Annotated in this window: 9 protein-coding genes; 5 read left to right on the forward strand and 4 right to left on the reverse strand. The window is 39.5% G+C overall.

All coding sequences use genetic code 11. From position 1 onward, the window contains the following. Positions 1 to 2 precede the first annotated feature (2 nt). Positions 3 to 3,482 carry a hypothetical protein gene (locus JIE71_RS00695; protein ID WP_199506813.1) on the reverse strand — a complete coding sequence of 1,160 codons (3,480 nt, stop codon included), beginning with the start codon at positions 3,480 to 3,482 and terminating at the stop codon, positions 3 to 5. A gap of 197 nt (positions 3,483 to 3,679) precedes the next feature. Here JIE71_RS00695 and JIE71_RS00700 point away from each other — a divergent pair, with 197 nt between their 5' ends. Then, positions 3,680 to 4,792: an HNH endonuclease signature motif containing protein gene (locus JIE71_RS00700; protein ID WP_199506814.1), complete on the forward strand. Its 1,113-nt coding sequence runs from the start codon at positions 3,680 to 3,682 to the stop codon at positions 4,790 to 4,792. Positions 4,793 to 5,138: 346 nt separating this feature from the next. Here the strand turns inward: JIE71_RS00700 and JIE71_RS00705 are convergent, their stop codons facing one another. Continuing rightward, on the reverse strand, positions 5,139 to 5,918 hold the full coding sequence (locus JIE71_RS00705; protein ID WP_199506815.1) for a KilA-N domain-containing protein: 780 nt from the start codon (positions 5,916 to 5,918) through the stop codon (positions 5,139 to 5,141). A gap of 165 nt (positions 5,919 to 6,083) precedes the next feature. On the opposite strand from JIE71_RS00705, the gene JIE71_RS00710 reads away from it, so the two are divergent. Then, positions 6,084 to 6,506: a hypothetical protein gene (locus tag JIE71_RS00710; RefSeq protein WP_199506816.1), complete on the forward strand. Its 423-nt coding sequence runs from the start codon at positions 6,084 to 6,086 to the stop codon at positions 6,504 to 6,506. An 82-nt stretch (positions 6,507 to 6,588) separates the two neighbouring features. Here the strand turns inward: JIE71_RS00710 and JIE71_RS00715 are convergent, their stop codons facing one another. Then, positions 6,589 to 7,878, reverse strand: a complete 1,290-nt coding sequence (locus tag JIE71_RS00715) for an RES family NAD+ phosphorylase (RefSeq protein WP_323126898.1) — start codon at positions 7,876 to 7,878, stop codon at positions 6,589 to 6,591. Between the two features lie 384 nt (positions 7,879 to 8,262). Between JIE71_RS00715 and JIE71_RS00720 the strand changes: the two genes are divergently transcribed. Then, positions 8,263 to 8,967 (forward strand): NgoBV family restriction endonuclease, encoded by a 705-nt coding sequence (locus JIE71_RS00720; RefSeq protein WP_199506818.1) that lies wholly within the window; start codon positions 8,263 to 8,265, stop codon positions 8,965 to 8,967. Next, complete coding sequence (locus tag JIE71_RS00725; RefSeq protein ID WP_199506819.1) at positions 8,928 to 9,623, forward strand: NgoBV family restriction endonuclease; 696 nt, start codon at positions 8,928 to 8,930, stop codon at positions 9,621 to 9,623. Before JIE71_RS00720 ends, JIE71_RS00725 begins: the two co-directional genes overlap by 40 nt. Positions 9,624 to 9,635: 12 nt before the next feature. On the opposite strand, the gene dcm is transcribed toward JIE71_RS00725, so the two are convergent. Further along, positions 9,636 to 10,901 carry a DNA (cytosine-5-)-methyltransferase gene (gene dcm / locus JIE71_RS00730; RefSeq protein ID WP_199506820.1) on the reverse strand — a complete coding sequence of 422 codons (1,266 nt, stop codon included), beginning with the start codon at positions 10,899 to 10,901 and terminating at the stop codon, positions 9,636 to 9,638. Between the two features lie 71 nt (positions 10,902 to 10,972). On the opposite strand from dcm, the gene JIE71_RS00735 reads away from it, so the two are divergent. Then, positions 10,973 to 11,173: a helix-turn-helix domain-containing protein gene (locus JIE71_RS00735; RefSeq protein ID WP_199506821.1), complete on the forward strand. Its 201-nt coding sequence runs from the start codon at positions 10,973 to 10,975 to the stop codon at positions 11,171 to 11,173. The last annotated feature ends 84 nt before the right edge of the window (positions 11,174 to 11,257 follow it).

Raw genomic sequence — 11,257 nt, forward strand, 5'->3', positions numbered from 1 at the left:
GCTTACGCCCCCTGCCCTTGTTGCATCTGCTGCATGATGGCCGCCGTGGTCAGTGCAACCGACTTATTGCTGATACGCGATACCTGATTTAGCAGCTCAGTATCATCAAGGGCTGTGGCCTGAGTATTGAGCGCCATCAGCTCGTCGGGATTGTAAGTTGATACGTCATAATCAGGACGGTTCATCGCCTGCTCTAACTCATCAAGACGCGCCTGCACTTGGTCGCGCTCATTGACACTCGTAAGCTCTGGTTCACTGACACTTGCGGTAGTTGCTTCTGTATCATCGGCGGGCGTGGTCATAGACTCAGCCTTTGGCTCTGTGTTTGTGGGTTCTGCATCTTTAGGCTCAGCTGGTTGTACGACACTCATTGCATGACGTACCACGTCATTGATGGATAGCGGTGCAGACTCACCGAACATATCGAGATTCTGGCGGGCGCTGTTGTCGTTTTTGATGTAGTCCGCCATTGCAGCAAATAGTTCGGCCATTTTCTTGGCACTACGTGCGTTTTGTGCCAAAAATACGGCCAATTCTGCTACGCCGTCTTCAACTTCTTCAAAAAGTCCCAGCTGGCGCACGTACTCTGTTACGCCTTGGTCATTTTGCTTGGCATTCATAATCATATTGGTCGCATCGGATATGGCCGCTTGCACTTGGTCATCAAGCGTTTGCTCAATGCCGTCAATCAGACTCTCGGCAGTATCTTGGGCTTGCACTAGATTGGCAGCACGCGCTTCAACAAACTTTGGCGCGGCTTGGGTAAGTGCATTCAGGGTATTTTGCAATTCAGGGCTGGCTTGATCTGCCATCATTTCTAGCAGTCGATCATCATCATAAGCTTTGTTAAAGATGGCCGCTTTGATGCGAGACTCTAACGCGCGGGTCGGCGCACCGTTGCTATCGGTGTATTGCGCGGCTTCTTCGGCGCCAAGACTGCCTAAGAATTTTTTGATGAACTCACGATTGCTTGCTGCCAGTAGGTCGCCGCTTTCGCTGGGGCTAAGCAGTGATAGCATGGCATCGCTGATACGCTTAGCATCACTTTTCGCGCGCTCAGACGCGGTAAAGCTCAGCTTGTCGTCTTGGTTGGCTTCAACAGTAAAGGCGACTCTATCGACCGCTGTTTTACGGACACGCACTAATACAGGGTGTTTGTACTTGGCAACTTGGTCAGCAGTGAAACCAAACATGGCAGCATTATCAGATAGGTACTGGCGGTACTCTTCGGCATCGCCATTTTGATAAGCCAGTTTGATGGCAATGGTACGGCCATTGCCTGATTCAACCACTAAATCATCACTGACAATCGGCGCGCCTGAATCTACGCGACGGGTACGGCCTAATGACTCAGGATCTAAGGACTTTGCCATTTTCTGCACCCACGCGATGGACTCGCTGCGGCTGCGGTCGCGCGGTTGCAGCTCTTGCGGGTAGTTGGGGTTTTCAGCGCCGCTGGCACTATGAGAGGCAATGAGGCTATCGGCTTCTACCAAGGCAAACGTGCTGGCGATTTTATTGCCACCGACCGTTTTGGCGTTGTTGGTTTTGCCTGTAGTGATTGGTTGGTTGTTGGTAATTGCGATATCGGATGTGCTGGTATCTTCAACGGTAGTAGGCGCAGCAATGTCACTTTCATAGACTTCTTTACCATTAGGATCAATGATTTGCAGTATTTTGAACAGCTCTTGACTTTCTTGACTTTGCAAACTGTCAAAGCTATAATTTTCACTAAAGGCTACCGTCTCATTTGTCCGAACACTATCAAGTGTTGTCTGGTCTGAGGGTGTAGCCTTTTTGCTGTCTATCTTTTTGTGGTTATAACCCACATATTCAAAAATGCCGTTATCCAATTCAGCGGCGTGAACTTCAAGATGTACCTTGTACTGGTTAGGAAGCTCAACCCATTTGCGATAAACGTGAAAACCAATGATATTTTTATTTTTTCTATCATGATTTGGTGTTTCGCGGCCAATATATTCTCCCTTAGCAAAGACCTCGGTAATAAATGGCACCAGCATTGCCTTACTGACATTGCGGCGACTGTTAAACGCCAGGTGATCAACACTAATTTTAGAATCAAACTGAATCTTTTTACCATCGACAGCTTTAATCGCTTTGTGCTGTAAATTTTCAGCCAGCCAATTTTTTACTGCCTTTTTACGCTCTGACTGCTTCATGTCTGAGGTATCTAGTAACTTTTTACTCAGCGCCTCAATTTGGTCGTCGTCAAGCTCCGCAAACTCTACTTTGCCCTGCTCGTTTGGCTCTACCACATTAAACCTTGTATCAGTGCCTTCTGATAACAATGGTGCATTGATGGCTGCATTAATCTTGTCTTGCAGATCAGTAATGTCACTATCCAACTGATTGAGGATGCCTCGCTTTTCTTCGGCTTCGGCCTCGGCCTCTTCCAGCTCTTTATCAAGATTGGCCGCGCGTACCTGCGCCGCTTTAAAGCGCTTACTGTTTTTAGCCGCCAAGCGCATGATGCGACCTGCCAGCGTTGGCATCTGCACGTTATCGCCGTTTGGTGGTGATAGCGCCGCGGTAACATCACGTTTGTTGAGCATCCATTTCCAACTCACCATCACATCATCAGGCAGTACGTTACTGGGCGTTTCTTTGGGGCTGTGGAACCAAATAGAGAGTTTTTGACTATCTGATAGGTCAAATATAAATGCAATGTTCATCGTGCCAGCGCGCTTGAACGGCTTGGTTTCGGTGACATTGGTGACTGCGATACCCTCAACCGCCACATTTGCCATCGCTTTAAAAAGACGATCTTTGAGCATGGACAGACGGCTCTTAGACGCCATCAGCGAATCAAATTGCACGTCGCTGATTGATGACGCGCCGATTTCTTTCAATTCTGTGGCAATATCAAATGGTGATAGCATTTCTTGATGCGTATCGACCTTTAAGAGGTCATGGCATAGATTTCCGATGCTGCCTTGATGACTTGCCAGCGTAAAATCACTCTGCCATTGAGCGCTGTCATAGGTGACACGCTGTGCCTCATCATGCAGTTCTTTGGCCGTTACCACACGCAAATAATGCACGTCCTGCGATGGATTACTTAGCAGCTTAGTAATGGCATCAATAGACCAAGTAGCAGATTCATTGCTAGTGTCAGCGCTACTGACCACGGCAAAATAGCCTGCATCAAGATAAGTAAAATAACTGGCAGCTACCTGTACAGCGTGGTCTTCATCCATCGCACTACCCACGGCTACCGTGTCGATATATGTATCATTGGCATCAAAGGCGTTTAACACATACCAGTCATCATCGGCACTGCCAGCAGACGCATCAAAACCATGCCCATCAAAACCTGTATTGTCCGAGAGGACAGCCTGAATATCACGGTAGCGGCCAGTAATAGTGCCTTGTTCATAGCGCTTGTATGCTTTGGTTTTACTGCCATCTGTGGCGGTGAGTGTGTGCGTGCTGTGCGCGCTTTGTTGTGTTGTATAGCTCATCGACAATTACCCTTAATAATTGATTGGTATAAGGGTATTGTGACAAAGCTTTTAAGTGCGGCTAAGACGTGTTCCGCGGTTTGGAAGCGTAAAAAGCACATCTAATCTTAAAGTTATTGTGACGATACAGTATGCATTTCCATCTAGTAACACCATGCTAAAATAGCAGCTAATTAATATTAGCTTGGTAGGGAAACATGTCAAATAAAAAATCCGTTCCAGTAGTTAACAAACATGGTCTATCTAGAACCATTCCAACAGAGGTCAAAAGGACTGTAAGGAGGCAAGACGGATATGGATGTGTAATTTGCGGAAAAATGTTGGTGGATTATGAACACATTGATCCATTATTCTGTGATGCTTTGGAGCACCATCCTGATCATATAGCGTTGTTATGTAGTGAGCATCATGATGAAGTTACTCGACGTATCCTTCCTAAGCGCATTGTTAAAGAGAGTAAGGCTAACCCCTACTGCAAAAAAAGAGGTTTTGCGAATTCCTCATATTTTCCACATCCAGAAGATATAAAGATAAAATGTGGAAATTCTTACTTTGAAGACACCAAAAAAATTATAGAGATTAACGGCAAGCCTATAATTTGGATTGAGGAAGAGGAAGGCAGGGTTCTTTTTAATGCGGTTTTCTATGATAGTGAAGGTAATAAAATTGGTTACTTAAATAGAAATACTTTTTTTGCATTAGTTGGAAACTGCGATGTCTATGCTGTGGCTTCTCGTATAGAAGCTCGTCTTAAACAAGGGACTATTAATTTGACGCTTGATATAAAGGCAGATGGTATTGTTGAATTAAAAAGGTTATCCTCCAATTACGGCGGAACCAAAGTTATAATTGATAATAAAGGGCGCATAGAGATCGATAACCATGGCTCTAAAATCACTATGGATAGCTGCCAAATTTTTAATTGTGGAGGCGCACTATCAATAGGAGAAATCCCTAAGTATAAAGGAGACTTCTTTGCCCTAAGTAAATTTCAGAAGGAAAAGTTAAAGGGTAACTTACCAAAAATTGTAGATTTTTTTGGTACAGCTAAAGGCTATATTTTTTATAGCGAAATTATAGACTTACATGGTTTAACAAGTGGGTATTTTAAAGAGAGTAAGGTTTACAACCTACTGGGGGAATATATAGGTGATTTGGTTAAGGCTGAATCAGAAGATTTATTTACTATTGAAACGGATAGTGATGAGTATGAGGACAGAGAACCTATATACATTGAGAAAAGGAATAGAATTGCGAATAGAGTGTTCAGAAAGAAAATAATGGACACTTCATATCGAATATTAAACTAAAATATATATCTTCTATATTGAAAAGCCAGCTCATCGAAGCAAGGCTTTTTATATAGAATGAACCACCAACACTGTCAGGCAATCAACGCTCAAACATCAACAGTCTTATCTTCTGAAAAGTAATCGGCACTTTCACAATCTCACTGCGTCCCGTGCTACTTAAGTCCGTTTTACCCTTCTTGACCGATACCAGCCATGACGACCGCCCAAACATGGGTTTTGCATCAATATCATTGTGGTTTAACAAATTGACGGTGCCGTCTCATAGTACCGCACACGTATAACAGCAAGGACAAAAAAACCCACCTTAATCGGTGGGTTCTTCAAAACGGGCTACTGACATGGTTTAAAGGAAGCGCTTCGCTTGCTGGTTCGCGCGTTCAAGCTGATCTGGGGTTAAGCCGTACCATCTTTGCTCATTGAAACTGTCAAAAATAGTACTGTGCGCTCTCTTAATCTCATTAACCTTTTGGCTAACCTGCGATAGTAAGTTGGTCAGATCACTGGTCATCCAGCATACCTGTTCAGTCTTAGTAAAACCAATGTCTTTCCACATACGGTTATTAACGACTGTTTCATCATCCATAGCTGCTACTGGCTTTTGACGCGCTAATATCGCTTCATACACGAAAGCCACCGCTTCAGGTAATAGTGGTACTGGAATCTGTGTCACTTTTTCATAACCAAAATGCTGAGCAACTGCTTTATATACATCACTACGTAGCGTGTTACCAATCGCAAGTCTGTCGCAGGCAGTAACAAGGGCTTCTCTTTGTTTGGCGTCGGTACGTGTCACCAATGCGTCAAAAGTGCGTATAACGATCAAGGCAAATTTAGGGCTAATCCACATGGCATAACGGTATACAAGCTCCTTACAAGCATAAGTACCACGTTTACGTCCACCATTGACTTTCAATAGTACTTGGGTACTCTGCAAATTTGCAGAGTGCTTAATTTCTTCTGCTAAATCAAGAACTTCTTGGTTACGGACAAAGAAAGAAGGTTGGTGCTTGGATTTACCACCACTTGCTTTATGTACATCATTGAGTGAGTAGAGACCATCGATCATATTAATATCGTAGTCAAGGATAGTGATTTGTGTTGCATAAATTGTTAAACTAGACATACTAGCTCCTTACCTTAGGTTTAGTTAGTAGCCTCATACAAAACTTTCGACGGGAATGTATGGGGCTTTTTTATGAGTATAACGACACTATAATTAATGTCGTTGACACTATGTTGGTTCATAACTATAATTAGTGTCAACTATAATATTTCACTTGGAAGAGCTATGTCGTTTATATTGAAAGAAGAATTGCTTCAGTCTCAGGATACATGGAAGCGTAGTCAGATACGCTTGACCCCTTCCCTTTATGACGCTGTGATGAGATACGCTGAAGAGAATATTTTATCTTTAAATTCTGCGTTGATGTACCTAATAGATGAAGGTTTGACTTCTACTAAAAAGACAATAAAACGTAAAATTATCTTTACCGAATGGCATCCTCTGCACGAACTAGAAGATAGTAGCGATTTCATAAGTCATAATAATAGAGTCAGGATGTCTTGCTCAGAGTATATGAGTGATTTTTTTAATGAGCATCCAAGCTATGAGTTGATTAAATTTGAATTTAAATCTCGAATTCAACGCATATGCAAAAAAGATCACGAGATACTTTTTGGGATTCGTATTTGGTATAGTTATCCTGCTTAAAAATTTAAAAAACCCACTTATTAAAGTGGGTTTTCGCTAAAGATTTTAGGTAAGGAGCACTAAGATTCTTAAAAAAATACCTTTATCTCTTTTCCCACTCATAAAGCCCCTCACCACCATCAACTTTAAATTTTTTAGTTCTAGTTATTACTGCCGAAACGTAATCCACTTGGAGAGATTCTTCAATAAATTCCAAATATTCCTTTTCTTTAGAAAAATCTTTTATTGTAACATAGTCTTGCTTTTCCTCTCCTAAAGATAAGTAATACATATACAAACCATACTCTCCAGATATAATCTCTGTGCTCTCAACAACTTTTCTAGATGTATAACTGAAATATTTAACTTTAGAGCACTTTGGAAATATAGCAAAATTATTTCCACTCATATCATTTTGAACTGAGTTAAATAATATTCCATGTATACTATTACCAAATTTAACATATAAATACTCAAATATTACTTGCGTTCTAAGATATACCGACTTATCTTTTTCAGATGCGGGTTTTGAAAGCAGATATTTAATATTTTTTATAAAGTTAGTTTTATGAGATTCTTCAACAAAATTCTTATTAAATGGACAAATATTTTTTGTTTTTAATTCTATCAGCTTATTTAGATCTAAAAGTCTTAAGGTTTTGACAGACCTAAACTCAGCAGACATTATCACATCGCCTACAGCAGCACGTATTTCACTAAAAGCAATGTCTCTACTATCTGATCCGTAGAATGCTGAAATGCCTTGTGGCGTCATTCGCTGCTCACCAGCCAAACTAACAGGAGCTGCACCAAGTTCATTAGCAGGATCACTATAAATTCTTGCTCTTTCTTCTGGTTTGTTTGCGATTCTTGCTCTAAATATGGGGATATTTGGATTTAGTTCATAAATCATATCGTAGTTAATTACATCATTTTCATGAATTATTGAAAATAATGAGTCTAAAAACTCTTTTGCCTCATGATTAAAAAACCTATGTTCGTAATGTATAGATCTCAGAAAAACAGACCACTTATTATCGTAATCATTTTTCTTGTATGCGCCTCCATCGTTATAAACAAAATAATCATCATTAGATAAATCTTCTTTTAACCGAATTAATACATCATTTTTTAAATTCTCACATCCCAACCAGTTTTCATTTAACATATCTGAGATATTTGAAGCTTTTAATTCTTTATTATCTAAATAATTTATCTGATAATTAAAAGTAGGACACTTTGATAATGGCAATATAGCATTTGAAAACCTCAAAGCTAATCTAGAGATAACCTTCTCTTTCTCAGCTACGTTGTGTTTTATTTTTCCACAGTAAAAACATAACTCTTCATCATATTTAAAAAAATTCTCATTCTTTATAGATTCTATATTCACACACTCTGAACATACATAGTTCATAAAAATTCCTGAGACAAGTAGCAAAAGTGGACAGAACTTCACTATACCACTATCTCACTACCTCTCAAACATCAATGGCCGTATCTTCTGAAAAGTAATCGGTACCTTTACAATCTCACTACGCCCCGCGCTACTCAAGTCCGTCTTACCCTCCTTAACCGATACCAGCCATGACCGCCCAAACACGGGTTTTGCATCAATATCATTATGGTTTAATAGTTTATCAAGAATATGAACTATTTTTTACTGTTTTAGGCGACAAATTCAACTCAATACTATATCTTATCGTTTGCCTCTCTTGTTGAGGCACGTTCATTTTCAGTAGTATCAAAATAAAATCATAATTTGAAGGTTTTAGTTATGTATGATCCACAAAGCATCATTGCTCTTAATGAATTACATCGAATACGACCAAGCTTGGTAGGAGGTACAATATTCACTTTAGGAGATCTTTCAGTAGAAATCAAAGGAAAAGATAGCATTGGAAACTTGGTACAGGAGTGGTTGGGAGCTTGGTTTATAGATCAAGGTTATAACATAACTCGTGGTGATAGGAGTCAAGACTATCCTGACTTTTATATTGGTGACACAAACCAACAACGCTTGCTGGAAGTAAAGGTTTTTAATGCTCGGAACAGTCCTGCTTTCGATATTGCCAATTTTGAAGCTTACTGTACGTCATTAGCAAGGAATCCTCACCGCTTACTATCTGATTATTTGATTCTCAGCTATAGTATAACCAACCATCAGTTACAAATAGAGAATATTTGGCTGAAGAAAATTTGGGAAATAACAGGTACGTCTAGCGACTATCCGCTAAAATGTCAGGTTAAGTATCGCCATCGACACACTCCTAATGAGATATATAATATAGAGAATATACGACCAATTACTTGGTACTCTACTAATCGTACCTCTGTACAGCCGTTCCAAAGTCGAGAACATTTTGTTGATGCTCTATACAATACTCAACATACATATAGGGGTCATTCGAATCGCGAAGAATTCAATAGAAATTATGATATATGGCAAAATCAAAATCAAAATCGCATGAGAGGTTTGTAGTGACTGAAATTGATAGAATTGAGACGTTGATAAGTGAGCACAATATTATAGGTCAGACTGGGGTAATAAACTTTAATTACGCTGGCTTCCAATCAGTTGTAATCAGTAAAGATATCATTGGAAACACCATACAAGATTGGTTTGGACAGTGGCTGATTAGTAAAGGTTTAGTTTGGAGGATGGGGGCTCACTCCCAAAGTTGGCCTGACTTTATCCTTAGTGACGGATCTCACTTAGAAGTAAAAACTTTTGATTCTAGTGCAGGACCAAACTTTGATTTAGCTAATTTTGATGCTTTTATTCGAAGCTTATGGGAGGGAAATGTTGCTAGATTAGACACACCTCATTTGGTATTTTCATACCTAAGTAATCCAGATAATGGTGTAATAACTATTAATGATTTTTGGGTAAAAAACATGTGGGAGCTAACAGGCCCTTCTCAGAAGAATATTCTGAGCTTACAGGTCAAACAAAATCAACCTGTAAATATCAGACCTAAGAACTGGAGAAGCAGTAATGTATCTTTATTTTCTAACAGACAAGAGTTTGTTTTTGCTTTGTCTTTAGTAGTGGACAGATATAGAAGTAGAGAGTTTCCCAACTGGTATCAAGCTGTAGAGTCAGAGTATATAAGACGCTTTAACTGTCCATTATAAATAGAATGTAGTCTAAATAATTCTCTTAGCTACCTCTTTGATGACTGGGACTACCACTGTGTTGCCAATAAGATCATAAAGATCCTTATGAGCAATATTTGATTGGTAGTCTTCAGGAAAACCAAAAAATCTTAGGCACTCGCGCTCTGATAAACGTCGAATTTGATTGTTATCTATGACACCTAGCCGATCTGCTTCAGTAGCAACGATCGTTGGAGAGATAGAATTGTCATCTAAGATCTTGTTCAGTTCGAAACTTAACTTACCTGTGACAATATTATATCCCTTAGGCTTATCTATAGCGTATTCGCGCACTTGCTTGCCATTTCGAACCACCTGCTCCTTAGGATGCTCGAATCTTAAATATTTCTTAGAAACCAAGTCATCTAATAGCTCTTTTAAATCATTTTTATCTATGTGCGAATAAAAAGAGTAAATTTGATCTAAAGTTAATGGCATACCATCCATCCATTTAATACCTATAACTTCCGCCCACTTTTTTGAACGTCTTTGTTTTAGTAGAATATTCAATAGATTTTTTTGCTCTGAACTAAGCTTCCCTTTCAATTCCAAATCCCAACTATGAATATTATCAGCTCCTCCACGTTTGTCCTTAATGGCCTTACCCATCAATTTACTTGGAGATTCGTACAAGGTTAACAACCGTTCTGTAAATGGACTAACTAAAGGCTCAAGATTTTCTTCTTTTATACTGGAGAAAGTCTTCGTGACTGTTTCAAACTTGTTCATATCGGGTTTATTATATCTATGACCCACTATATAAACGCGCTTACGCTCTTGAGGAACGCCAAAATTTTTTGAATTGAGTACTTCCCAATTTACATTGTATCCCAGCTCTTCAAGCGCTCCCACTATGGTTTTGAGCATATTTCCTTTATCGTTAGTTACTAACCCATCCACATTTTCAAGCAAAAAACCTGTAGGCTTGTGATGCTTAATAATACGGGCTATATCGAAAAAGAGCGTGCCTCGAGTATCCTCAAATCCATGGCGCTTGCCAGCATTACTAAATGGTTGACATGGAAACCCACCTAAAAGATAGTCAAAGGCTGGTATATCCTTTTCATCTATCTTTGTTATATCACCGAAAACCTCATCATCATTAAAGTTGTGCTTATAGATTTCAACTGCGTAAGGCTTGATTTCAGACGTAAAGACACACTCACTAGCAAAGCCTAGTTCCTCACATGCTTGTTCGAAACCAATTCTTGTACCTCCAAGACCCGCAAATAGATCAATAAATTTCAGCTTTTTCATAGACTAACTCAAAGTAAAAGATGAGATTATGGTACAATAAAAAACAATTAAAGTAAATGAATTATTTACCAATGACTGATATCTATACTACACCTGAGATTATTTCTGAGATGAAAAATATTTTAGGAATAACACATGATAATGAACTTGCCGAGTATCTAGAGGTTGGCAAGCAATCTGTCTATCAATACAAGCAAAAAGTTAATCCTGATATTCAACAGAAAATAATTTCTGAGCTACTAACTTTGATAAAAGAAAATAACAGTATCTAAGGTATTTGCTCTAATAAGAGGCTACTTCCTCTTATCTATACTATTAAGAATTTTTATATTTAGTACTTATACTGACTCTGGTAT

It is taken from the genome of Psychrobacter sp. bablab_jr014 (assembly GCF_016464015.1).
Lineage (GTDB): Bacteria > Pseudomonadota > Gammaproteobacteria > Pseudomonadales > Moraxellaceae > Psychrobacter.

Excerpts from the sequence above, each read along its gene's own strand:
- dcm (WP_199506820.1), bottom strand. The coding sequence starts at position 10,901 with ATGAAAAAGCTGAAATTTATTGATCTATTTGCGGGTCTTGGAGGTACA.
- JIE71_RS00695 (WP_199506813.1), bottom strand. The coding sequence starts at position 3,482 with ATGAGCTATACAACACAACAAAGCGCGCACAGCACGCACACACTCACC.
- JIE71_RS00725 (WP_199506819.1), top strand. The coding sequence starts at position 8,928 with ATGGCAAAATCAAAATCAAAATCGCATGAGAGGTTTGTAGTGACTGAA.
- JIE71_RS00720 (WP_199506818.1), top strand. The coding sequence starts at position 8,263 with ATGTATGATCCACAAAGCATCATTGCTCTTAATGAATTACATCGAATA.
- JIE71_RS00700 (WP_199506814.1), top strand. The coding sequence starts at position 3,680 with ATGTCAAATAAAAAATCCGTTCCAGTAGTTAACAAACATGGTCTATCT.
- JIE71_RS00735 (WP_199506821.1), top strand. The coding sequence starts at position 10,973 with ATGACTGATATCTATACTACACCTGAGATTATTTCTGAGATGAAAAAT.
- JIE71_RS00710 (WP_199506816.1), top strand. The coding sequence starts at position 6,084 with ATGTCGTTTATATTGAAAGAAGAATTGCTTCAGTCTCAGGATACATGG.
- JIE71_RS00705 (WP_199506815.1), bottom strand. The coding sequence starts at position 5,918 with ATGTCTAGTTTAACAATTTATGCAACACAAATCACTATCCTTGACTAC.